A 23,458-nucleotide genomic window follows, 5' to 3' on the forward strand; every position below is an offset into this window, starting at 1 on the left:
GAGCAGACGTGCCACCACCGACCGTGTTGCCGCCGCCGACCGTATTACCGCTCCCGGCGATGACGGAACCACCGATGGTGGAACCAATGATTTGATTCAGGTTGTTGACTGTCTGATTGCTGACTTGGTTTATCACCGTCTGCGACAAACCAAGGCTTCTCCCCGTGGCCTGCGCCGCCGCTACACCCTGTGCCGCCGCCTCTTGCGGGGAGGCACCCCTGCTTCTCGCCGCTTGTGCCGCGCTCGTGCCGGCAGCCGCAGCGGCGGCTGCACCGGCTCCAGCCGATGTCGCTGATTCCCCTCCAGCGCAAGCCACAGGGCCTACCGAGAAGCTGCCCGCACCCGTTACGGCGGTCGGTCCTATACGACCGTCAGAAGAAGGGCGCAGCACCATCCCCCCAGGGGAGACGACGAACATCCCGTTGGGATCGAAGTTCTCTCCCGTCAAGGTACTTGCCACTACCCGACACGCCTGAGTCGGGGCAGCGGAAGCAGGCACGACAGCGGTCGCAGCCAGCCCCCCGACAAGCGCCACTGTCGCAGCGGAACTCAGGACGAATTTTCCTCTCACGGCTTTCCCCTTTCGGCACTGTGCTTTCTTACCGTTCCAGTCACGTGTCATCGTGAGCAGCGGCCGTAGTCACGGCGTGACTCCGGCGTGACGCTGATGCAATGACGGGACTGACACAGCAGCGACTCCAGGCGGAACCCTGGAATCCCTACTCTTCTACCTTGCGCGTTCTCTTCGAGGATGTCGCACCGAAAGATTTCCCGGATTCAACCAGTCATCACTGGAGAGTTGAGGCAGGTGTCGTACGAGACGCAACCCGGGGAACATGACGCGGCCGAACGAGACGGACCAGCAGCAGACCGGGCCGAACGATACGATGGTTGTCAACGCCCAGTTCCAGTTCTGCGAGCAGTTCCAGCTCCACGAGCAGTTCTAGTTCTACGAGAATCGTCCCCGTCGAGCCATGGTGCTGGGGAACTCCAGTTCGCACCGAGCCTTTGAGCTGATGAACATGAAGAAGACAACCTTGCGGAAAATCAGTGTCGCAGCGACGGCTTCCTTCTTGACGGCCGGCATATTGGGCACATCAGCGAGCAGCTCCGTTGCCTCGCAGCGGAATACCCAGGTCGCGCCGTCGGTGCTCAAGTGCTACACACTCATTGACAATCCGAACGAGATCGTCTGCTATCGGGTTTCACAGCGGGCTCTGAATACGGGAAGCGAGATTGTATTCTTCCCCTTCCTCATCCAGGTGCCCACGCCTTCGAATCCCCCAACTCCGGTCGTCGTGAATGTTTTGCCGCCGGATCTGTCTCCAGGGGATTCCTCCAACAGCATGCGGTAGTCGCACGCTGTCGTGGAGCGGTCAGTGCCGCAGAGCCCGTCCCACCTCGGCCTTGACGTCTCCGGACAGCTTGCGGTTGCTGCGGGCGGTGGCGTCCTTGGACGCCTTGGGGCCGACGTCGTCGACCGTCACCACCACCGTGTCGAGCAGATTGCCGCTCCCGTCACGGAAGTTGACCTGCACCGCGTACGACTTCGCGGAGTCGGAGCTGTTCTTCACGGTGGCCTTCACCGTGGCTCGGCCGTCGCCATCGATGCTCGGCTTGCCCAGCTCGACATCACTCTTGGCGTTCACGCCGTTCTTGAAGTTGTTCAGCTTCTCGCCCGCGGCGGCCGTCGCCGAGGCCACCACGTCGGCGCCCCGGGATGCCGCCGACGCCGCAGCGGACGCGGCCTTGGACGCCGTGCTGGAGGCGCTGCCGCCGCCGTCGGAGCAGGCTGCGGCCGTCGACATCACGGCCGTCGTCAGCAGTACGGCGCCCAGGCCCCGCGCAGCTTTCCTCGTCATCGTGCCTCCCAGCACTCGCCGCCACTCCCCCTCCGCCCATCGCCTCAGTCAAAGGGGCGGCGACGCGGGCCGCATGCCGTGTACGCCGGACGGGTGAGCGGCGGGGGCGGCGTCGATTCGCGGTGCGGCACGGGGCGGACGAGGCTGGGGGCATGAGCGAGCGGAGTCCGGGCGGCGCCCCGGAGGCGATGCGGCGTCGGCGACGGTGGCCCTGGGTGCTGCTCGTGGTCGTGTCCGCGCTGGCCGGTGGTGGTGCCGTCGCTGTCGGGCTGACCGCCGGTGCGTTGTCGAGGGAGGCGACGAAGCCGCTGCGGATCACGTACGAGGTCACCGGCACCGCCAAGGACGTCACCGTCACGTATCCCACCTGGCGCGACGGCGACCTCTCGACCGCGCGGCTGACTCTGCGGACGCTGCCATGGGCCGGGGAGACTCGGACCAGGGGCTTCACGAGCGGCGGTTCCTTCGCCGTCACCCTCGGTGCGTCGGGCGGCGAGGTCGCCTGCGCGGTGACGGTGGACGACGGGACCGTCCGGACAGCCACGGCCTCCGGGGCCTTCGCCACGGCGACCTGCGGCGGTTTCTGAGCCGGGTCCGTTGCTGCCTGTGCGTGGCCGTGCTGTACGTCGCCGTGCTGTACGTGGCCGTGTCCCCGGGCCTCGTACAGGGCTCGGGGACACGGTCATCGGTTGCGCCGGACGTCAGCGGCCGTAGCGGATCAGGGCGCGGACCATGCGGCAGGTCGTGTCGGACGGCGGGTGGATGCCGGTGCGCTCGGCGGTCGCGCGTATCTTGTCGTTGGTCGCGGTCGACGGGTAGTAGACGCCCGTGTCGAGCAGGGCAATCGCCAGGCGCATGGCCTTCAGGCGGCGGTTGTGGGAGATGTACCACTCGCGGGGCCGGCCCGCGGGGAGCGGCTTCTTCATCAGGGGCTTGTGGAGCGGCTTGGTCGTGACTGCGGCAACGGCCATGGGCAACCTCCTGGCACGGTCGTGGAACCCTCACGAACTGCCTCCATTTTACTGCCCGGCACTGACAATCGGCGCTGGCCAGAAGGGCTTTCGGGGAGTCCCTCGCGTACCTTTGGCCCCATGGAGATCTGGATCAATCCCGCCTGTTCCAAGTGCCGCAGCGCGGTGCAGCTGCTCGATGCGGAGGGTGCCGAATACACCGTCCGCCGCTATCTGGAGGATGTGCCGTCGCCGGACGAGATCCGGGCCGTGCTCGACCGGCTCGGGCTGGAGCCGTGGGACATCACACGGACGCAGGAAGCGGATGCGAAGGAGCTCGGGCTCAAGGAGTGGCCGCGCGAGGCCGGTTCGCGTGAGCGGTGGATCTCGGCCCTCGCCGAGCGCCCGAAGCTCATCCAGCGGCCCATCATCACCGCGGACGACGGGACCGCCGTCGTGGCGCGCACGGACGAGGCGGTACGCGACGCGTTGGAGCGCTGAGCGTCCGCGGGCGGCCCGTGCGACCGCCCGTCAGCCGATGAACTCCTCGATCCTGCGGTTCAGTTCGCCGGCCGTCGGCCCGTGCAGCGGCAGCGTGTGATGGGTCGCGCCGGGAATCGTCGCCGTCGTCACCCGCGGGAGCAGCCGGGCCGCCTCGGCGGCGACGCGGGCCGCGTCATGGGCCCGGCTGCGTTCGGCGAGCAGGATCAGGGTCGGCACGTCCAGTCCGCCCAGGGCCTCGGGCGCGGGGCGGGGCCCGGTGACCGGGCGGGCGGACGGGAAGCCGGTGGCCGCGTCGCGCAGCCGCAGCCAGGCCGGGTCGAGCGCGGCGCCGCCCGTCTCCCACTTCAGGAAGGCCCGCGTCCGCTTCACCCCGGGCCGGATCAGCATCGGCAGCGCGCGCAGGAGGTAGCCGGGCCGGAAGCCGGCGAAGCACTGTGTCGGGTCCACGAGGACCAGTTTCGAGACGCGGTGCGGCGCGTGCAGGGCGTAGTGGAGGGCGATCCAGGCCCCGTAGGAATGCCCGCCCAGCGCGGTGCGGTCGGCGCCCAGTCCGTCCAGCACCCCGTCGAGCCAGGACGTCAGGTCCGCCACCATACGGATCGGGCGCTCCCCCGCGACGCTGCGGCCCGGGTCGCCGATCAGGTCGACGGCGTGGACGCGGTGGGTGCGGCCCAGGTGGGCCGCCTGGGCGTACCAGACGGTGGAGGTGGCGCCGCCGCCGGACAGCAGCACCAGGGGCGGGGCGTCCGCGGGGCCGCAGCTGTTGACGCGGGTGGCGCCGTACGCGGTGGCGACCTGGGAGTACGTCGTTCCGGCGGGCCAGTCGACCGCCAGGACCTCGTCGTACGCCTCGTGGAACGACGTGGGTGCCGACGTGGATGTCATGGGTGCCTCCCTGGTCGCACTGCTCCCGAATATTATCTCGCTCGGCGAGATAATAGACTCGTCGGAGCGGAAGGGGTATCGATGAGCGAGCAGGGTCCCGAACTGGAGATCGTCCATCTGCTGCGCAAGGTGACGGTCGAATTCGGGCTGCGCCAGGCGGAGTTCGCGGCTCTCCATCACATGCACGGCACCGACGTCCGCGCGCTGATCTGCCTGCTGGACGCCGGGCGGGCGGGCACGGACGCCACCGCCGGGTGGCTCGGCGCGCAGCTGGGGCTCAACTCGGCGGGCACCACCGCCGTCATCGACCGGCTGGAACGGCTCGGTCATCTCACCCGTACCCGTGATCCGCGCGACCGGCGGCGGGTGCTGCTGGCGGTCGACGAGCGGGCGGTGGAGCTGGGGTGGGCGTTCTTCGGGCCGCTGATCGAGAACATGGTGACGGTGCTGCGCGACTTCGACGAGAACGAGACGGCCGCCGTCCGGCGCTTTCTGCACGCCGCGCACCAGGCGGTCACCTCGTCCCCCTGACCACCGGTACGCCTCGCGCGCCCCGGCCCGCCCCTCGACCGGGTGAACCGACGGCCCGCAGAAACCATGTGAACCGACCGCCCGAAGAAGCGGAGACACCCGCATGCCCCGCCCCGGCCCCTCCCCTTCCTCCTCCTCCGTGGCCTTCCTCGGCGGCTTCCTCATCACCGGCACGGTGGGCGGCGCCGATGCGAGCTCCACCCCTGACGAGGTCACGGCGCTGCTCGGCGAGGACTTCGCGGAGAGCGGCGACAGGAAGCAGCGGCTGCGCAGTTACGAGATCGTCGAGTTCGCCTGGCAGCGGGTCTCGCCCCAGGACCCCTGGGACGGCGTCCATGTCATGGCGCAGGCCCATCGTCTCGAAGTACCCGTGCTGGTCGACGACTTGGCGGACCATCTGCGACGGGCGGGTTTCCCGCTCGTCGAGGCGGCACCCGACGGACTCGGGTGCCGCCGCTTTGTACGGGAGGACAGCCGCACCGGCCTGCTCGCCGACGAGGACACCGGGGCCGTCCTCAAGGTCTCGTCGCCGACGTGGTTCGGGACCGGCCCCAGGTACGCGGAGCCCGCCTGGTCGCGGGCGGCCGGGAAGAGCTGGGCGGACCACCTGGTGGCGCTGGACCCCGGCGAGCGGGAGCGCTGGGCCGTCCGTCGGCAGCCCGGCTCGGAGGAGGAACGGGCCCGCTGGTGGTGGTTCCTGCTGGTCGCCTGCCGGCAGCGCATTCCCGCGGGGCCGGACGGAGAACGGGAACGGTGGGCAAAGCTCACGCTCTGGCTGATCGGGAAGTGCCGTACGGCCGGGGTCCTCGACCGTACGGAGGCGGCGTTGCAGATCGCCGGCGGCTCGCTGCTCCCACCGGACGAGACCGTCCGCATGTGCCTGGACGCCATCCCGGTGTCCCGGGCCGACGTGGCGACCCGGGACACCACTCCGTACGCCCCCGAGCACCTCGTGGCGATCAACCGGTCCCGGCAGGCCAAGGCCCTTTCCCTCGCCGCACGCTCTCAACTGCGCAGAGGCGTGCGGGACCCGGCCCTGAGGGCGGAGGTCGAGGCCTGGCTCGACCTCCGCCGGACACTGATGTAGCGGGGTCGCGACGGCCCCGCCGTCGCCTCCTACGCGCCCGCCTGCTTCTCCGCCTCCGCCAGCAGCTCCGTCAGGCGCAGCCCGAACCGCACGTCGCACGGGTGCGGCTCCCCCGTACGCACCGAATGGATCAGCGCGTCGACCGCTGCCCGGAACGAGCCGATGGGGTCGCCCCAGCGCGGCAGGGTGGCTGTTCCCTGTTCGCCCCTGAGCTCGATCTCCGTGCCGACCGCGCCCACGGGTGCCCCCAGTGCGAGCGTCACCGTGCTGGACGCGCCGGAGGAGTGGCGGAGGACGAGATGCGTGGTGTCGGACGGGCCGTGGGCCGCGGTCAGCCGGGTCACGTCGCCCAGCACCGGGATCAGGACCGACAGGACGTGCGGGCCGACATCCCACAGTCCGCCCTTCTCGCGGCGCCACGGCGAGGCGGCGTACTCGTTCGTCGCGCCGGGGGCGAACAGCGCCCCGATCCACTCGGCTCGGGCGGTGAACCAGCCGTCCAGGGCGGCCTGTTCGCCGATCCAGGCGGATGTCTCGGCGGCGAACCGCAGGGTGCAGAAGACGACGGAGGCGACCCCGGTCTGCTCGGCGGCCCGGACGACCTCGCGGGCTCCCGTGACGGTGGTCGCGATCGGTTTGTCCAGCAGCAGATGACGGCCGGTGGCCGCGGCGCGGGCGGCGAGCGGGGCCTGGACGTCCGGCGGCAGGGCGAACGCGACGGCGTCGCTGGCACCGAAGAGCTCGTCGATGCCCGCCTCTCCGCTGTACGCCGTGGTGCCGTGCGCGGCGGCCAGCTCCTGCGCGGCCTCGGGGCGGCGGCCCCAGACACCGCTCAGTACGACGCCGGGGTGGGCGGCGAGGGCGGGGGCCTGGGTGTTCCGGGCCCAGGGGCCCGTACCGACGAGGCCGATGCGCAGGGGGGTCGGGGGAAGAGTCGTCATGGGGCAAGTCTGCCGGGTCCGCCGGGCCGGACCCGTATTGAGTTGGCGCGGGGCGGTGTCGGTGGCTACGTTTGCGGGGCCGGCCGCGGGACTCCGGCGCGACTTCCGGGACTTGCCTCTGAAGCAGTGATTTCGCTGTTCGCGCCCCCATTCCCCGGCCGGCGCCCGCCTCTTCGTACAGCGGCGCGTGACACCACGGGGGAAACGATGACCACCGGCACCGGAACCGACGCGGGCCTCGTCGCGGCCGAGGACGTGCTGCTCTTCGTCAACGCGGCGATCACCGCGACCGGGCAGCGCGAGTTCCGCTCGACCGCGTATCAGCAGCAGCTCTCGCTGGACTTCCTGCACGAGTACGTACGGGTCAACTACCGCCGGGTGTACGCCGCCGCGCTCGCCCTCGACATCAACGACCACAACGCCGTGCTCATCGTCCGGGGCCTGCTGGAACACGCCGCCGACGCGAGCGCCGAGGAGAAGCGCGCCGAGGGCCGGCTGATCGCCGCCCGGCTGGCGAAGCTGCCGCCGCAGCGCGTGTACCGGCTGTTCCGGGCGCTGCGCGCGGCCGGGGTCAACAACCGGCGCACCCGCGCGATCATGCGGGACTGGCTGGCCGCCCGGCCCGATCCGGCGCACGACGCGGTGAAGTACCGCTCCGGTCTGAAGACCGCCGCCCGCCATGTCCACCTCCGGTTCGGCGGGACCGGGGAGCCGGACGAGACGGGGGACTTCCTGTTCCGGCCCAGGCACCGGCCGAGCTACCGGCACCAGCTGCTCGACGCCTGGCGGCGCGCCCACTACGAGCAGGGGGCCGTCGAGGAGCTGCCGTTCACCGTCGCCGAGGGCTTCGCCGCCCGGCGCGGGATGAAGCGCGAGGTGTTCCTGGAGCGGATGGTGCCGCGGATGACCCGGCTGGAGCGGCTGCGGACCCTGGGGCAGCGCACTGCCGGAGACGACGGGCGGCTGCCCGCGGACGTGGACCTGACCGTGATGCCGCTGACCCGGCTCGCCCTGTACGTCCTGTCGCTCGGCTTCGAGGCGCGGCGGCTGCGCCGCGAGGAGCTGACCCACGCGCTGCGCACGGCGGCCCGTCGCGCGGCGGGCCCGCATGCCAGGAGCTGGGGCCGGGTCGCCGCCGTGCTGGACGACAGCTACTCGTCGTCCGGGTCGGGCGAGAAGCGGCGCCGCCCGCTCGCCGTGGCGCTGGCCTGTCACTTCCTGCTGGAGGCGCTGGCCGCGCCGGGCGCGTACACCTCGCTGTGGACGTCGGGCCGTACCGATCCGCTGCTGGTCAGGCCCTGGGGCCCGACCCCGCTCGGCACCCGCGTGCTGGACGCCCTGGAGCTCGGTCCCGACCGGCTGGTCATCGTCTCGGACGGCTGGGACAACGCGCCGCCCGGACTCGCGGGCGAGGTGCTGCGGGTCTGGCGGGCCCGGCTCGACCCGGACCGGCGCACGGCGGTGGTGCATGTGAACCCCGTATACGACGCGGACGGTTTCGATGTGCGCCGCCTCGCGCCGAGCGTGCCCACGGCGGGTGTCCGGGACGCGGAGGACCTGCCGGCGCTGGTGGAGATCGCGGGGTTCGCCGAGGGGCGCACGGGAGCGACGGCGCTGTACGCCTACCTGGACCGGCAGGTGGCGCGTTTCGTGGGTGACGACGGGGCAGGAGCGACTTCGTGAACAGGCTCGAACTCACCGGGCTCGTCACCCGCCCCGCCCAGGTGTGGGGCGGCATCCGGCTGGTGCCGCTGGTGCGCGAACAGCCCGTCGAGGGGCTGCGGCTGCACGAGGAGCTCTACACGGCGTACGGACACGGCGTCGTGGACGTCGGGCCGCGCACCCACTACGCCTCGGTCATCCCGCACGGCTTCGTCGCCGACTGGTCCGGCGAGGGCGAGCAGTCCGCCGCGTACGGTACGCAGCTCGGCGCCGCGGCGGGCTCCCCGGCCGGGAGCCGACCGGCGCCCCGGACCGCGCGGCTCCAGCGCCACCGCCACCACCGGATGGCGAAGCGCCGGCCGGGCGACCGGCTGCGCTTCCTGCCGCTGCACCTCGCGCTGGAGGGCTATCTCTCCCTGCACTTCGGCGGCCCCGCCATCGCCTGGGAGGAGTGGTCGCGGCAGGCGCTGCGCGACGGGCTCTCGCCGCGTGCCGAGGACGCGTACATGGGGTGGTCGGTGCGGGGGCTCGGTGACGCGCTGCGGGTCTTCGAGATCCATCCCGGCCAGTGCGGGGTGATGGTGTACGCGGCCGACGCGCTCGCCGCCGCGTTCGTGCTGCCGCACCCGGACGACTACCGGCTGCTGCACCCGTCGCTCGTCGAGGATCTGTACGGCGAGCTGATCCACCAGTACGCGCTGTACGGCGCTCCGGTGCCGGAGTTCACGGCGCGGATACCCGACGGTCCGCGGCTGCGGACGCTCGCCGGTCTGCGGGCGGCGGCACGGGCGCAGGAGCAGGAGTGGGCCGAGGCGCACGACACCCTGTTCGCGGGTGAGCTGCTGGACACCTCGTACGCCTTCGACCGGGTGTACCGGATGGGTTCGTTCACGCTGTGGCGGTTCCTGCCGCCGTTCCTGACGGGCGGGGCGGGGCAGCACATCGGTGAGACGATCACCGACCACAAGGGGCAGGTCGCGTACCTGAAGACGTTCCGGCTGTCCGAGGCGCAGATCAGGCGCGGCCATCTGCTGCACCGGCTCGCCGACGCGGACTGGCGGCTCGCGGGGGCGGCCGAGGCACTGGGCACCACCGAGGAGGAAGTGGTGCGCCGGATCCGCGCGGCCGGCTTCGATTCGCTGCTCAGGGCCCGCGCATAACGCGGGAATCCTCGGTAACACGGGGTTCACATCCGGGCAACGGACGGGAAATCGCGTCTTGCGAAGCTGCGCTGCGTAGACCGGACCGCAGCACCGCAGCACCCGCAAAGGATGGCTTCCGTGACGTTCAAGGCTGAGTACATCTGGATCGACGGCACCGAGCCCACCGCCAAGCTCCGCTCCAAGACGAAGATCATGGCCGCAAGCCCCTCGCCGGACGTGGCGGAGCTGCCGATCTGGGGCTTCGACGGTTCGAGCACCGGCCAGGCCGAGGGCCACGCCTCCGACCGGGTGCTGAAGCCGGTCTTCACCTGCCCGGACCCGATCCGCGGCGGCGAGGACATCCTCGTGCTGTGCGAGGTCTTCGACATCGACATGACGCCGCACGCGTCCAACACCCGTGCCGCGCTGCGCCCGGTGGCCGAGCGGTTCGCGGGCCAGGAGCCGATCTTCGGCATCGAGCAGGAGTACACCTTCTTCGACGGCCACCGGCCGCTCGGCTTCCCCGAGGGCGGCTTCCCGGCCGCGCAGGGCGGCTACTACTGCGGTGTCGGCGCCGACGAGATATTCGGCCGCGAGATCGTCGAGAAGCACCTCGACAACTGTCTGGAGGCCGGCCTCGGCATCTCCGGCATCAACGCCGAGGTCATGCCCGGCCAGTGGGAGTTCCAGGTCGGCCCGCTGTCCCCGCTGGAGGTCTCCGACCAGCTGTGGGTCGCCCGCTGGCTGCTGTACCGCACCGCCGAGGACTTCGACGTCTCCGCGACCCTCGACCCGAAGCCGGTCAAGGGCGACTGGAACGGCGCGGGCGCGCACACCAACTTCTCCACCAAGGCGATGCGCGAGGGGTACGACGCGATCATCACGGCGTGCGAGTCGCTGGGCGAGGGATCCAAGCCGATGGACCACGTCAAGAACTACGGCGCGGGCATCGACGAGCGGCTGACCGGTCTGCACGAGACCGCCCCGTGGAACGAGTACAGCTACGGCGTCTCCGACCGCGGCGCCTCGGTCCGCATCCCGTGGCAGGTCGAGCAGGACCGGAAGGGCTACATCGAGGACCGCCGCCCGAACGCCAACGTCGACCCGTACGTCGTCACGCGGCTGATCGTCGACACCTGCTGCGCCGCGCTGGAGAAGGCCGACCAGGTCTGATCCGGGGCCCGTTCCCCGCTCCCGGGCCGTTGTCAGTGGCCCGTGTCAGGCTTGGCGCATGCTCGACACCCAGGGCACCGAGAGTGCCGCGTCGGGGCACGGCCTCACGCTGTACTACGGCGGGTTCGACGAGGCGGCGGAGGAGACCGCCTTCGTGGGCCGGGAGGTCGTCGAGGCGCTCGGCGACGCGGGGCTGACGGTGGCGTGGGACGGGTCGCCGGACCGGGCGATCGAGCTGACCGGGCTGGACTGGCGCAAGCGGCTGGTGGGTTGAGCCGCTCGCGGGGCGATGCGGAAACCGGCCCGCCGGTTGCGGCGCCGTACGAGAGGCACTGGTGAGGAAGGTAACGCAAAGGGTCCGTATCGACGGGTGGAAGAGGTCTGCTGCGGCGTCCGGTTCTCTGGTTCAATGGGGGCATGGCCAGCATCCACCAGCACACCTCGACAGGTCGCAGCGACCTCGAGCCGTTCTGGCCTTCCCGTCAGCACCATGACTTCGACCGGGTGTGTTGTCGCGCGTCGAACGCGCAGGCCCTCTAAAGCCGCTCACCCCGGCCTTCGGTCCGCGCGCAAGCAAGTCCGTCCACCGACGACTCCTTCGCGCGAAAGAGCTGACCCTCATGGCGAACACTCGTATCTTCTCCGCCGCGGCCGCTGCCACCTCAGCGCCCTCGGCGTCCGCTGCGGCCACCACCTCCGCCCGCTCCCTCTCCCCCAACCGCCACCGGCTGCGTGCCGTCGCCCCCGACGAGGTCGTCCAGCTGGCCGATGTGGCCGAGTTCCTGCCGCCGGGTGCCACCTGGCTGCCCGCACCCCAGCACACCGTTCCGGCGCTGCCGGGCCGGCCGCCGATGATCGGCTACCTGGTGCTCGTACCGGCCGACCAGCAGCCCGCCGTCACGGCGGCCGCCGCCGCGGCGGCCCAGTACGTGGTGCCGACGCCGGTGGAGGACCCGGCCACCGGTCCGGTGCGCATCGACCCCGTGCAGCGCACCGCCGCGGTGGACGGGAACACCCTCGACCTCACGTACCTGGAGTTCGAGCTGCTCGCCCACCTGGTCGCGCACCCGCACCGGGTGCACACCCGCGACCAGTTGGTGACCACGGTCTGGGGCTACGGGCACGTGGGCGACGGGCGCACCGTGGACGTCCACATCGCCCGGCTGCGCCGCAAGCTGGGCGCCGAGCACCGCCGTTCGATCCAGACGGTGCGGCGCGTCGGGTACAAGTACACGCCCTGACGCAGCGGAAGGCATGTGAAGCGGCCCTGGTCCGGTACGTTCCGGACCAGGGCCGCCTCATGTGCCGGGCCGGCCGGCCGGTCGGGTCAGCCGCGTCGTCCGGATCCCACCGGCTCCCGCTCCGGCTCGCCGTGCTCCAGGCTCGGCAGCCGGGTCAGTGCGCGCGGGGTGCGCCAGTTCCGCTCGCCCAGCAGCGCCATCACGGAGGGCAGCAGGACCATCCGGACGACCGTGGCGTCCAGCAGCACCGCGACGGCGAGGCCGACGCCCATCTGCTGCATGTCCTGCATCGAGAGCGTCCCGAAGACCGCGAAGACCGCGACCATGATCGCGGCGGCGCCGGTCACCGCGCCCGCCGTGCGCCGGATGCCCTCGTCGATCGCGGCCCGGGTGGGCAGACCGCGGTCGCGGGCCTCGCGGATCCGGGAGACCACGAACACGTGGTAGTCCATGGAGAGTCCGAACAGGACGACCAGGACGAACAGCGGCATCCAGGCCTCGATCGCGCCGACCCCCTCCGAGCCGATCAGTGAGGCCCCCCAGCCGTGCTGGAAGACGGCGACCATCACTCCGTACGCGGCGGCCACGGAGAGCAGGTTGAGCACGATCGACGTCACGGCGATGACGTACGAGCGGAAGCAGAACAGCATCAGCAGGAAGGTCACCGCCGTGATGAAGGCGAAGACGGGGACGATGCCGCGCTTGAGCTGATCGTTGAAGTCGACGGATCCGGCGGTCTCCCCGGTCACGTACACCTGGGCGCCCGTGCCGTCGAACGCGGCGGGCAGCCGCTCCTCGCGGAGTTCGGAGAGGTCGGCCCGGCCGTCCGGGAGCGGTACCTCGATCTCCGCGACGTTCTGCGCCTTGTGCACGGTCACCTTCTCGAAGCCGTCGAACGCCTTGCGCAGCGCGGGTGCCTCGATGTCGTCGGCCTTGACCACCACGCGGGCCGGATCGGGGCCGCCGGGGAAGCTCTCGCTGATCTGCCGGTAGGCGACGGAGAGCTGCGAGTGGGAGCCGAACTGCTTCTCCAGGCCCAGCTGTTCGGTCTTCATGCCGATGGCGGGCGCGGCCAGCGCGAGCAGTACGACGACCGAGGCGACCGCGAAGGTCTTCGGCCTCGCCAGCACCGGTCGCAGCACCGTGCCGGCGATCCCGCCGCCGGTACGTGCGCGTCGGCTCCCCCGCCGCCCGAGGAAGGGCACCCGTCCCGCTTCGGTCCGGTCGCCCAGCCAGGACAGCAGTGCGGGCAGCACCGTCACCGAGCCCAGCATGGCGACGAGGACGACGATGATGGTGGCGAGGGCGAAGCCCTTGAACAGCATCAGGCCGGACAGGAACATGCCGGCCATCGCGACCATCACCGTGAGCCCGGAGACCAGTACCGCCCGGCCGCTGGTCGCCGCCGCGATCCGCAGCGCCGTCTCCGCGTCGCGTCCCGCCGCCCGCTCGTCGCGCTCGCGCCGCAGATAGAACAGGCAGTAGTCGACGCCGACGGCGAAGCCCATCAGGAACATCACCGAGTACGTGGTCTGGAACAGGTGCAGCTGGTGGCTGGCGAGCGACAGCAGTCCGAAGGCGGCCATGCACGCGGTCAGTGCCAGCCCGACCGGAAGGAGCGCCGCGACGACGGCCCCGAAGGCGACCAGCAGAATGCCCAGGGCCAGGGGTACTGCGGTGAATTCGGCCTTCCTGAAGTCCTCGGAGAGCAGGTCGCCGAGCCACTTCCCGGCACTCGCCTCGCCGAACTGGTGGATGGTGACGCCGGGGTGGTCCGCCCGGACCCCGTCCACCGCGTCGAGCACGGGCTGCACCCGGTCCGGTGCCGTCGCCGCGTCCCCCTTCAGGTCGAAGGTGATCAGCGCGTCCCTGCCGTCCTCGGAGGGGATCGGCGCCGCCAGGTTCGCCACCTCGCCGGTGCTCCGGACGGCCGCGGAGACCTCGCGGGCGGCGCCCCGCCAGTCCCCCGCCTTCGCGGTGGAGACCATGACCAGCTCGCCGGCGGGCTGCCCGAGTCCGGCGTCGTCGAGGATCTGCTCGGCCCGCGCGGAGTCGCCCGCGCCGTTCTCCGAGTCGGACATCTCGACCAGACCGGATGCTCCGCCGATGCCCGTGGCGAGCACGACGAAGAGCAGCCAGCCGAGAATGGCGGTCTTGCGGTGGTGCGCGCTCCACACACCGATGCGTGCCGCGAGGTTGCGCCTCATGGCGTGTTCGCCCCCAGAAGTCAGATGTAGCCGGTAGGAATTCGGCGCCGGACGCGCCGCTGATGAACGCTGACGAATCTAGGAACGGGGGGCTGCCCGCCCCAGCCGCCAAAGCCCCCTTTCCCGGAGCCGTAGGGCGAGGTCGGCGGGGTGGTGCTGGGTACACCCCGCCCGGGTGGCGAAACGGCTGACGCCCGAGATCGCCCCCGGGTGAGACTGTCTTCGGAGCGGGCCCGCCACGAGGGCCCGCCGAGGGGAGACGGACCGGAATGAACGCGAAAAAGGGACGGGTGCGCGGCGCTGTGCTGGCCGCCGGACGCGGAGTCGTGGTGTCGGTCGCGAGCCTGGCCGGTTCGATCACGCTCTTCGTATGGGCCGTGCTCTCGATCGCCTTCATCCCGCTGGGCATCGGGCTGGTCACCACCCCCTACGTACTGGAGCTGGTCCGCAACCACGCCAACCGGCGCCGGCTGCTCGCGGCCACCTGGTCCGACATCCGCATACCGGTCCCGTACCGCCCCTTCCCGAAGGATCTGCGGACCGGGTTCACCGGGCAGGTGGAGCGGACCACGCTGATGCTGAAGGACCCGGCGACCTGGCGCGACATCGAGTGGCTGCTGGTCGACATGACAGCCGGCTATGTGGTCGCGACCCTGGCCGCCGCGCTGTTCATCTATCCGCTGGAGGGTCTCGTTCTGGCGGCCGGGCTGTGGCGGGTCTTCACCGACGACCGCTACTGGTACGGCTTCGTCCCGGTCGACAGCCAGGCGACGGGCCTTGCCGCCGCCGCGCTCGGTGCGGTGTTGTTCGCGACCGGTGTGCTGGTCAGCGAGCGGCTGCTGCGGCTGCACTTCGTGATCGCCCGCGCGATGCTGGCCCCCACCCATGAGGAGGAGCTGGCCCGGCGCATCGACCGGCTGACCGAGACCCGGCACGAGGCCGTGGACACCGCCGCCTCCGAACTGCGGCGCATCGAGCGGGATCTGCACGACGGCGCGCAGGCCCGGCTGGTCGCGATGGGCATGAGTCTGGGCACGGTGGAGGCGCTGATCGAGAAGGACCCGGCGCAGGCGAAGAAGCTCCTGGCCATGGCCCGGGAGTCGTCGGCCGAGGCACTCACCGAGCTGCGCGACCTGGTCCGGGGCATCCACCCGCCGGTCCTCGCCGAGCGCGGACTCGGTGACGCGGTCCGGGCCTTGGCGCTGCGGCTGCCCTTCGAGTCGGAGGTCGACGCGGAGCTGGGCGGCCGCATGGACGCCGCGGTCGAGTCGGCGGCGTACTTCGCGGTGAGCGAGACGCTGACGAACGCCGCCAAGCACTCGGGGGCGGACCGCGTCTGCGTGGACATCCACCACGAGGACTCCGCGCTGCGGATCTCCGTCACCGACAACGGCAGGGGCGGTGCGAGGGTCGGCGGCGGCTCCGGGCTGAGCGGAATCGAACGCCGACTCGGTACATTCGACGGCATCATGGCCGTCAGCAGCCCTGCGGGCGGTCCCACCATGGTGACCATGGAGATCCCTTGCGAGTTGTCCTAGCCGAAGATCTCTTTCTGCTGCGCGACGGTCTGGTCCGCCTGCTGGAGGCGTACGACTTCGAGATCGCGGCAGCCGTCGAGACCGGGCCCGAACTGACCCGTGCCTTCGCCGAGGCGGAGCCGGACGTCGCGATCGTCGACGTCCGGCTTCCGCCGTCCCACACGGACGAGGGACTGCAGTGCGCGCTGGCGGCCCGGCGGGCGAAGCCGGGGCTGCCGGTGCTGGTGCTCTCGCAGCATGTGGAGCAGCTGTACGCGCGCGAGCTGCTGGCGGACGGCAACGGGGGCATCGGCTATCTGCTCAAGGACCGGGTCTTCGACGCCGACCAGTTCGTCGACGCGGTGCGCAGGGTCGCGGCGGGCGGCACCGCGATGGACCCGCAGGTGATCTCGCAGTTGCTGTCGCGGCGGTCGCAGGACAAGCCGATGGGCATGCTCACCCCGCGCGAGCTGGAGGTCATGGAGCTGATGGCCCAGGGCCGTTCGAACGCGGCCATCGCCTCCCAGATGGTGATCACGGAGCGGGCGGTGGCCAAACACACCTCGAACATCTTCCAGAAGCTCGCTCTGCCGCCGTCCGACGACGACAACCGCCGCGTCCTCGCGGTGCTCGCCTATCTGGACCGGGGCTGAGCCCCATCCGGACCGGGGCTGAGCCGCGCACGGCCGCGCGGCCCCGGCGGCGGGGTCGCGCGGCCACGGGGTCACGGCGTCACTGCGTGGTGCTCAGGTGCAGCGTCGTCGCCCCCAGGTGCAAAGTCGCCCGGGACTCCAGCACCTTCACCCGCACCGAGGTGGCGGTGACGGGGGTGGCCAGGGACAGGATGCGGCGGTGGCCGATGGTCGTGCCCTCGGCGATCCGCCGCCAGTTCCCGCCGACGCGGGCCTCGACGGCGAACCTCTCCACCCGCTGCCCGTGCCGGACGTCCTCGCGGACGGCGATCCGGTCGAAGGTGTACGGGGCCGGGCCCTGCTTGCGTACGTCGGAGCCGTAGATCCGGCGTACGCCGGAGCCGAAGGCGGTCAGTGACGCGACATCGGCGTCGTCGATCCGGCCGTCCCTGCCCGGCGGGACGTTGAGCAGCAGTGAGGCGTTGCGGCCGACGCTCCTCTCGTACAGGTCCATCAACTGGGCGGGTGTCTTGGGCTTCTCGTTCCGGTGGTGGAACCAGCCGGGCCTGATCGAGACGTCCGCCTCGGCCGGGTACCACTGGAGGTAGTTGACGGCCGGGTCCAGAAGCTTGGCCCGGGAGCCGATGTCGGGGTCGGTCGAATCGTTGGGGAGGCTGCCGAGCCCGGTCCACGGGTCGGTGGCGTGCGGGGTGACGCTCCACTCGGTCTCGCGGGCGACGCCGCTCTCGTTGCCGACCCAGCGCACGCCCTGCGGGCCCTGGAAGACGACGGTGTTCGGCGAGAGCGCCTTCACCATGTCGAACCACTGCCTGACGTCGTACTTCTGGGTGATTCCGGAGCCGGACCAGGGGTTGGCGCCGTCCAGCCAGAGTTCCTCGATCGGTCCGTACTGGGTGAACAGTTCGTAGAGCTGGTTGAGGTAGTACGCGTCGTAGTCGTCGGCGTTCACCCGGAAGGTGGGCAGCTTGCCGCTCCGGACGGCGGCGGCCCGGTCGTCGCCGGGGACGAGGGTGGGGATCGTACGCTTCGTGACCGCGCTGCCGTTGCCGAAGCGGCCCTCACCGGCCGGGGCGCGGTCGCCGTCCTCCAGCGCCATGCGCTCGGGCAGGCTGAGCGGTTTGCCCTCGGCCTGCTTCTCGCGGATCGTGTCGACCCACTGCGCGTGCCAGACGTGCGGGAGTTCGGCGCCGTCGGAGGGCGAGAGGTAGAGCCCGACCTTCAGGCCCGCCTTGCGGGCGGCCTTCACATAGGCGGCCACGACATCGGGGCTGCCGGGGCTGAGCGCGACCGAGTGGTCGGTGTAGCGGCTGGGGTAGAGCACGAAGCCGTCGTGGTGCTTGGCGGTGAGCATGACCTGTTCGACACCGGCGGCCTTGTAGGCGCGCATCCACTGGTCGGCGTCCACGGCCTCGGGCGCGAAGAGCTTCTCGTCCTCCGTGCCCGAGCCCCACTCGCGGTCGGTGAACGTGTTCATCCCGAAGTGTGTGAAGGCGGTGACCTCCCGCTGCTGCCAGGCGAGTTGGCCGGGTGTGGGGACGATGTTCGCGGCCTTCTCGATGATCCGGTCGGGGCTGTCGCAGGACTCGACCGTCATCTGCGGGGCGGGCCTCACCGGCGCGCTGCACGGGGCGCCCGGCGGCGCCGGCCGCTGGTGCGCGGGCTGCTGCGCCATCGCCTGTACGGGGACGAGCGCGGCGGCCGCCGCCAGTGCGAGCGCACTGAGCACACGGGTGCGTCGTGCCATGGTTCCCTCCCGTTCCCGACCAAGATTGGTCGGATCTCTTGGGTGCCAACGTGGGCATGCTGCCGCACACATGGGCACACACGGAAGGGCGCGTACGAGATACGTCCTATCTCTCGTACGCAAAGTCCAAGCCCGCCCCTACGGCCACCTCAGTCGTCGAACCAGCCCGGCACATCGAGCCGGAGTGCACCCGTGGGCACCATCGTGCGCAGATCGGCCTCCATCGCACGCACCCGGTCGGCGCCGAGCACCTCGACCCAGCGGGCGCGCAGCCGATCGAAGCCCTCGGCCGACCTGACCAGGACATCGACCCCCCGCGCGGTCAGTCGGACCAGCTTGCGCCGGCCGTCCCGCGGGTCGCCGACGCGCTCCACGTACCCGAGCCCTTCGAGCTTCTCCACGGTCTTGCCGGCGGCCTGCTTGGAGACCCCGAGCCGCCGGCCGATCTCACTGGCCGTCGCCCCGTCGCGGCCGACGGCCTGGAGCGCGTAGCCGTACGCGGGGCGGACGTCGACATGGCCGTGCCCGGCGAGATCGCGGTGCAACTCGTCGATGATCGACCGGAATCCGGCGAACAGCAGCATGGGCAGCTCGAAGCCCGGCACGTCCTCCTCGGACGGCTCCGCCCGTCGCTCAGCCATTGCAAAACTCGACAACCTGGTTTACCTTTTCGTCAATCACGTTGTCGATTTTAGCCTGTGCAACCACCAGGAAGAGGTCTGCCATGCCCGCGTCCGTGTTCCCCGACCACACCCTCGAATCCGCCCCGGCCGCCGCCCGCCGCAGCATGGAGGCGGTGGCGAAGAAGCAGGGCCGTCTGCCCGCCGCCGTCGCCCGGCTTGCCACCTCGCCGGAGCTGCTCGACGGCTTCCTGAGGGCGAGCGCCACCTTCGAGTCCACCACCCTGGACCCGCTCTCCCGCGAGGTCCTGATCATGACGATGGCGACGCGCAACGACTGCCACGTCTGCGTGGCGATGCACACGGCGAAGCTCACCGCACTCGGCGCGGACCCCGAGCTGATCACGGCTCTGCGCGAGCAGCGGGCACTCGCGGACGAACGGCTGGAGGCGGTGCGGGAGTTCACCCTGGCCGTGATCGCGACGGCCGGAGCCGTGGACGACGCGACGCTCCAGGCGTTCCTGGGACACGGCTACACCGCCCGCAACGCGCTGGAAGTCGTCCTGGGCATCGGCACGTACACGATGTCGACGCTGGCCAACCGGATGACCGGGGCGCCGCTCGACCCCCGGTCGGCCGCCTTCGCCTGACAGCCGGGCGTCGGGCCGCGCGTCGGGCGACCCCGCCGTGACGGCCGAACGGCTGGATCGGAACAAACCGCCGAACGCCCCATTGCCCGCCCCCGCACCCGTCATTAACGTGCGCACCGCACGCACCTGTTGTCGCATGCACCACCATGAACAACACCGAGGAGTGCGGATCATGACGGAACCCTCCCTGCCCTTCAGCTCCTCCCGGCCGACGAGACGTACGCTGCTGGGCACCGCCGGAGCCGTCGGCGCCGCCGCCGCGCTCGGGGCCGCCGCCCCCGCGCACGCCGCCCCCGCACCGGCCGCTCCGGCCCGGGACCTCGCGCCCGCGCACGAGGCGCTCCGTCGTCTGCTGCCGGACCACGCGGACCAGTTCCGGCTCCGCTCCCTTCCCCGGGCCGACGGCGCGCAGGACCGCTTCCGGGTCACCGGCACCACCGGACGGATCGAGATCGCCGCCACCACACCCGCCGCCGCCCTGACCGGGGCGCACTGGTACCTCAAGTACACCTGCGACGCCGTCATCTCGTGGTCCGGCAGCCGTACCGGGCTGCCCCGCCGGCTGCCCGCGCCCCGTACCCCCGTGGAGCGATCCGCGACCGTCGCCCACCGGTTCGCGCTCAACGACACCCACGACGGCTACACCGCCCCGTACGCCGACTGGTCGCGCTGGGAGCGGATGCTCGACGTCCTGGCCCTGCACGGTTGCAACGAGGTGCTGGTCACCGCCGGGCAGGAGGCCGTCTACCACCGGCTGCTCCAGGACTTCGGCTACAGCGACACCGAGGCCCGCACCTGGCTGCCCGCCCCTTCCCACCAGCCGTGGTGGCTGCTCCAGAACATGAGCGGGTACGGCGGCCCGCTCGGTCCCGAGCTGATCGGGCGGCGCGCGGAGCTGGGCCGGCGCATCGCCGGCCGGATGCGGGAGCTGGGCATGGCACCGGTGTTCCCCGGCTACTTCGGCACGGTCCCGGACGGCTTCACGGACCGCAATCCCGGGGCCCGGGTCGTTCCGCAGGGCACCTGGAACGGGCTGCGCCGGCCCGACTGGCTCGACCCGCGCACCCCCGTCTTCGCCGAGGTGGCCGCCGCCTTCTACCGGCACCAGGAGGACCTGTTCGGCGCGGTGGGCCACTTCAAGATGGATCTGCTGCACGAGGGCGGCAGCGCCGGTGACGTCCCGGTGCCGGATGCCGCCCGTGCCGTCGAGTCGGCCCTGCACACCGCGCACCCCGGCGCGACCTGGGTGATCCTCGGCTGGCAGGCCAATCCCCGGCCGGCGCTCCTGGAGGCGATCGACACCGACCGGATCCTGATCGTGGACGGCCTCTCCGACCTGGACACGGTCACCGACCGGGAGAAGGACTGGGGCGGAGCACCGTACGCCTTCGGCACCATCCCGAACTTCGGCGGCCGTACGACGATCGGCGCCAACACCGATCGCTGGACACAGAAGTTCACCGCCTGGCGCGACAGGCCCGGCAGCGCCCTGGTCGGCACGGCGTACATGCCGGAGGCGGCCGAGCGCGATCCGGCGGCGTTCGAGCTGTTCAGCGAGCTGGCCTGGCGGACCGAAAAGGTCGACCGGGAGGCATGGTTCCGGGCGTACCCGAAGCTCCGTTACGGCGGCCGCGACCGCTCGGCGGAAGCGGCCTTCGCCGCGCTGGCCACCACGGCGTACCGGCTGACGAGCACCGACGGCCGCCCCGTGGACTCCCTCTTCTCCCGTCGCCCCGGCATCACCTCGTCCGTCAACTTCGCCTTCGACCCGGCCGGTTTCGACCGGGCGTTCGCGGCGCTCCTCGACGTACGCCCGTCCCTGCGCGACTCGGACACCTACCGCTACGACCTCACCGATCTGGCCCGGCAGGCGCTCGCCGACCGCTCCCGGATCCTGCTGCCGCAACTTCGGGCCGCCCAGGCCGACAAGGACGTGGCCCGGTTCCGTACGCTCGCCGCGCTCTGGCTGAAGCTGATGCGGCTGACGGACGCGATGTCCGGCTGTCACCGGGCCTTCCTGCTGGGACCGTGGCTGGAGGACGCCAAACGGCTGGCGACGAGCCCGGCGGAGGCGGTGCGGCTGGAGTGGACGGCGCGCACCCTGATCACCACCTGGGCGGACCGGACGGCCGCCGACGACCTCGGCAACTACGCCAACCGCGACTGGCAGGGACTGATGGGCGAGGTCCATCTCCCGCAGTGGCAGGCGTACTTGGACGAGCTGACCGACGCGCTCGCGGAGGGCAGGGCCGCGAAGCCGTTCGACTGGTACCCGGGCGAGGAGGAGTGGACCCGTGGGACCGGCAGCTTTCCGGTACGGGCGACGGGCGATGCCCACCGCACGGCGCGGCGGGTCTTCGAGACCCTGTCCACCGCCCCGTACCAGGGCACCGTCACGGTCTCGGCCGATCCGGTGGCGTTCAGCCCCGGCAGCACCGGCACGGTGACGGCCGCCTTCCGCAATCTGAACGGCCTGCGGGCCACCGGCCGGATCGACTTCTCGCTCACCGGCCTCGACGCCACCGCGACGGGCGGTACCTCCCTCGACGAGGTCGCGGCCGGCGGGTCCGGCGCGGTGGACTGGCGGGTCACGGCCCCGTCCGAGCCGCTGACCACCCCGCTGGTGCCGATGCCGTACGAGCTGAGCACCGCGTACGGGCCGCGCGGCGAGGACCGGGTGACCGATACGCGGCGCGGCGCGGTGTACCTGGCGGCGCCGCTGGAGCCGGGCTGGCACACGTACACGGCGAACGCGGCGGTCTTCGGTCAGCTGGGCGGGCGGCTGGCGATCAACGGGGCGGGCCAGGACCTGTGGAAGGGCACCAGCCAGTTCGGCACCGCGTACCGGGAGGCGGCGTGGTCCGACGGGGCGGAAGCGACCGTGCGGGTCGACGCGCAGGAGAACACCGGGGGCTGGGCGCGCTCGGGGATCGCGGTGCGCAACGGCCTCGCGACGCCGGGTTCCGCCGGGTTCCTGAATCTGGCGGTGACACCGTCCAACGGTGTGGTGCTCTCGTACGACACGAACGGTGACGGCACCTTGGACGCCTATCGGCAAATCACCGGGATCAAGGCCCCGGTGCTGCTCCGGCTGACCCGGGCCGGGAACGGGTGCACGGGTTCCTGTTCCACCGACGGCGGGACGAGCTGGCGGACGGTGGGCACGGTCGCCGTGCCGGGGACGGCGGCGGCCCAGGACGTGGGGATCTTCATGAGCGCGACGAACGGCGGGAACGGGCTGCGCGGCACGGTCGAGTTCAGCGGGTGGCAACTGCGGTGAGGACACCCGGCTGCTGCGCCACGCGCGCACCGTCCGGGCGCACCGGGACGGCGCGGCGCGTCGGCTACAGGAACACCCTCGCGAGGTCTGTAACCGTACGTAGCCGACCAAGCACACCGCCCGGTCGGACTCCTGCCCTCAGCTGCGCATATCGGGCCACCGCGTGGTGACCGCAGCCAGCTCGGCCGCCGCTCGACAGCCCCCGGTGAGGTCGCATGCCACCAGGATCTCCTGGATCTTCCCGCTGTTCTTCGCCCCGGCCGGTTTCGCCGACCGGTATCGGTCCAGGTCCCGGGAAACTCAGCCGTCCATGGGGAATCCCTTGGCCATGGCTGGGGCGCAAGGAGCCGCTTGCGGAGGGCATCCACTGGCTGCCGTCAGCTGAGCCCGGTCACGCCGACGTCACGCCGCGGTGACGCCCACCACCTGACTATGGCTGGTGCAGGCAAGCGCAAACCCGCCTTCACACGCAAGGAATCCACCATGATGAGAAGCATTCGGCAAGGAATTCCCCGCCTGATCGGCGTGTCGAGCTTGATCGCGGCGCTCGCTGGCGGGGTTGGTGCGACAAGTGTCGCAGCAGCGCCCCAGGCCCCGCCAAAGGCCCCGTCCCAAATCTGCACTCGGGCCACGCCCCAGTTCTGCAACGGCAACGTCCTCCAGCAAGGCGCCCAGACCGGACGAGGCAACGGCAACGTCCTCCAGCAAGGCGCCCAGACCGGACGAGGCAACGGCAACGTCCTCCAGCAAGGCGCCCAGACCGGACGAGGCAACGGCAACGTCCTCCAGCAAGGCGCCCAGACCGGACG

At 71.3% G+C, this 23,458-nt stretch carries 21 protein-coding genes and 1 pseudogene; 13 read left to right on the top strand and 9 right to left on the bottom strand.

Features of this window, described 5'->3' with window-relative positions; all coding sequences use genetic code 11:
- Positions 1–949 precede the first annotated feature (949 nt).
- Positions 950–1,156, bottom strand: a complete 207-nt coding sequence (locus ACFV8T_RS13520) for a hypothetical protein (protein WP_385327148.1) — start codon at positions 1,154–1,156, stop codon at positions 950–952.
- A gap of 220 nt (positions 1,157–1,376) precedes the next feature.
- Positions 1,377–1,862 carry an FxLYD domain-containing protein gene (locus tag ACFV8T_RS13525; protein WP_385327150.1) on the bottom strand — a complete coding sequence of 162 codons (486 nt, stop codon included), beginning with the start codon at positions 1,860–1,862 and terminating at the stop codon, positions 1,377–1,379.
- Between the two features lie 152 nt (positions 1,863–2,014).
- Between ACFV8T_RS13525 and ACFV8T_RS13530 the strand changes: the two genes are divergently transcribed.
- On the top strand, positions 2,015–2,449 hold the full coding sequence (locus ACFV8T_RS13530; RefSeq protein WP_385327152.1) for a hypothetical protein: 435 nt from the start codon (positions 2,015–2,017) through the stop codon (positions 2,447–2,449).
- 114 nt (positions 2,450–2,563) lie between these two features.
- On the opposite strand, the gene ACFV8T_RS13535 is transcribed toward ACFV8T_RS13530, so the two are convergent.
- Complete coding sequence (locus tag ACFV8T_RS13535; RefSeq protein WP_385327154.1) at positions 2,564–2,833, bottom strand: hypothetical protein; 270 nt, start codon at positions 2,831–2,833, stop codon at positions 2,564–2,566.
- Between the two features lie 120 nt (positions 2,834–2,953).
- Here ACFV8T_RS13535 and ACFV8T_RS13540 point away from each other — a divergent pair, with 120 nt between their 5' ends.
- Positions 2,954–3,313, top strand: coding sequence for an arsenate reductase family protein (locus ACFV8T_RS13540; RefSeq protein ID WP_385327155.1), 360 nt, complete (start codon positions 2,954–2,956; stop codon positions 3,311–3,313).
- A gap of 30 nt (positions 3,314–3,343) precedes the next feature.
- Here ACFV8T_RS13540 and ACFV8T_RS13545 read toward each other — a convergent pair whose 3' ends face one another.
- On the bottom strand, positions 3,344–4,201 hold the full coding sequence (locus ACFV8T_RS13545) for an alpha/beta fold hydrolase (RefSeq protein ID WP_385327156.1): 858 nt from the start codon (positions 4,199–4,201) through the stop codon (positions 3,344–3,346).
- 81 nt (positions 4,202–4,282) lie between these two features.
- On the opposite strand from ACFV8T_RS13545, the gene ACFV8T_RS13550 reads away from it, so the two are divergent.
- Together ACFV8T_RS13550 and ACFV8T_RS13555 are read left to right on the top strand one after the other, a co-directional pair.
- Positions 4,283–4,732: a MarR family transcriptional regulator gene (locus ACFV8T_RS13550; protein ID WP_385327158.1), complete on the top strand. Its 450-nt coding sequence runs from the start codon at positions 4,283–4,285 to the stop codon at positions 4,730–4,732.
- Between the two features lie 103 nt (positions 4,733–4,835).
- Entirely contained in the window at positions 4,836–5,819 is a 984-nt protein-coding gene (locus ACFV8T_RS13555) for a hypothetical protein (protein WP_385327159.1), read from the top strand.
- 29 nt (positions 5,820–5,848) lie between these two features.
- Here the strand turns inward: ACFV8T_RS13555 and ACFV8T_RS13560 are convergent, their stop codons facing one another.
- Positions 5,849–6,760 (bottom strand): Gfo/Idh/MocA family protein, encoded by a 912-nt coding sequence (locus ACFV8T_RS13560; protein WP_385327160.1) that lies wholly within the window; start codon positions 6,758–6,760, stop codon positions 5,849–5,851.
- A 207-nt stretch (positions 6,761–6,967) separates the two neighbouring features.
- Between ACFV8T_RS13560 and ACFV8T_RS13565 the strand changes: the two genes are divergently transcribed.
- From ACFV8T_RS13565 to ACFV8T_RS13585, 5 genes and pseudogenes are all read left to right on the top strand, one after another.
- Positions 6,968–8,443, top strand: coding sequence for a hypothetical protein (locus ACFV8T_RS13565; protein WP_385327162.1), 1,476 nt, complete (start codon positions 6,968–6,970; stop codon positions 8,441–8,443).
- On the top strand, positions 8,440–9,582 hold the full coding sequence (locus ACFV8T_RS13570) for a hypothetical protein (RefSeq protein WP_385327163.1): 1,143 nt from the start codon (positions 8,440–8,442) through the stop codon (positions 9,580–9,582). The genes ACFV8T_RS13565 and ACFV8T_RS13570 overlap by 4 nt, the downstream gene beginning before the upstream one ends.
- A 120-nt stretch (positions 9,583–9,702) precedes the next feature.
- Positions 9,703–10,737: a glutamine synthetase gene (glnII, locus tag ACFV8T_RS13575; RefSeq protein WP_385327165.1), complete on the top strand. Its 1,035-nt coding sequence runs from the start codon at positions 9,703–9,705 to the stop codon at positions 10,735–10,737.
- Positions 10,738–10,807: 70 nt separating this feature from the next.
- Positions 10,808–11,011 (top strand): annotated as a pseudogene (locus ACFV8T_RS13580) (DUF6891 domain-containing protein); the annotation flags it as partial.
- 346 nt (positions 11,012–11,357) lie between these two features.
- Positions 11,358–11,978, top strand: coding sequence for a winged helix-turn-helix domain-containing protein (locus ACFV8T_RS13585; protein WP_385327167.1), 621 nt, complete (start codon positions 11,358–11,360; stop codon positions 11,976–11,978).
- A gap of 86 nt (positions 11,979–12,064) precedes the next feature.
- Here ACFV8T_RS13585 and ACFV8T_RS13590 read toward each other — a convergent pair whose 3' ends face one another.
- Positions 12,065–14,185 (bottom strand): MMPL family transporter, encoded by a 2,121-nt coding sequence (locus ACFV8T_RS13590; RefSeq protein WP_385327169.1) that lies wholly within the window; start codon positions 14,183–14,185, stop codon positions 12,065–12,067.
- 269 nt (positions 14,186–14,454) lie between these two features.
- On the opposite strand from ACFV8T_RS13590, the gene ACFV8T_RS13595 reads away from it, so the two are divergent.
- Complete coding sequence (locus ACFV8T_RS13595; protein WP_385327171.1) at positions 14,455–15,723, top strand: sensor histidine kinase; 1,269 nt, start codon at positions 14,455–14,457, stop codon at positions 15,721–15,723.
- Positions 15,708–16,355, top strand: coding sequence for a LuxR C-terminal-related transcriptional regulator (locus ACFV8T_RS13600; RefSeq protein WP_385327172.1), 648 nt, complete (start codon positions 15,708–15,710; stop codon positions 16,353–16,355). The genes ACFV8T_RS13595 and ACFV8T_RS13600 overlap by 16 nt, the downstream gene beginning before the upstream one ends.
- A gap of 79 nt (positions 16,356–16,434) precedes the next feature.
- Here the strand turns inward: ACFV8T_RS13600 and ACFV8T_RS13605 are convergent, their stop codons facing one another.
- Both ACFV8T_RS13605 and ACFV8T_RS13610 read right to left on the bottom strand, forming a co-directional pair.
- The gene (locus ACFV8T_RS13605; RefSeq protein WP_385327173.1) at positions 16,435–18,099 is read right to left on the bottom strand and encodes an alpha-L-fucosidase; all 1,665 of its coding nucleotides are present in this window, start codon (positions 18,097–18,099) and stop codon (positions 16,435–16,437) included.
- A 149-nt stretch (positions 18,100–18,248) separates the two neighbouring features.
- Positions 18,249–18,740: a MarR family winged helix-turn-helix transcriptional regulator gene (locus ACFV8T_RS13610; RefSeq protein WP_385327175.1), complete on the bottom strand. Its 492-nt coding sequence runs from the start codon at positions 18,738–18,740 to the stop codon at positions 18,249–18,251.
- An 83-nt stretch (positions 18,741–18,823) separates the two neighbouring features.
- Here ACFV8T_RS13610 and ACFV8T_RS13615 point away from each other — a divergent pair, with 83 nt between their 5' ends.
- Both ACFV8T_RS13615 and ACFV8T_RS13620 read left to right on the top strand, forming a co-directional pair.
- Positions 18,824–19,369, top strand: a complete 546-nt coding sequence (locus tag ACFV8T_RS13615; protein ID WP_385327177.1) for a carboxymuconolactone decarboxylase family protein — start codon at positions 18,824–18,826, stop codon at positions 19,367–19,369.
- 172 nt (positions 19,370–19,541) lie between these two features.
- Positions 19,542–22,649, top strand: a complete 3,108-nt coding sequence (locus ACFV8T_RS13620) for an alpha-N-acetylglucosaminidase TIM-barrel domain-containing protein (protein ID WP_385327178.1) — start codon at positions 19,542–19,544, stop codon at positions 22,647–22,649.
- Positions 22,650–23,051: 402 nt separating this feature from the next.
- On the opposite strand, the gene ACFV8T_RS13625 is transcribed toward ACFV8T_RS13620, so the two are convergent.
- Positions 23,052–23,458, bottom strand: a 407-nt coding sequence (locus tag ACFV8T_RS13625) for a hypothetical protein (protein ID WP_385327180.1), incomplete at its 5' end; no start/stop codon positions are given.

The sequence above is a fragment of the Streptomyces sp. NPDC059832 genome (genome assembly GCF_042731715.1).
GTDB lineage: Bacteria > Actinomycetota > Actinomycetes > Streptomycetales > Streptomycetaceae > Streptomyces.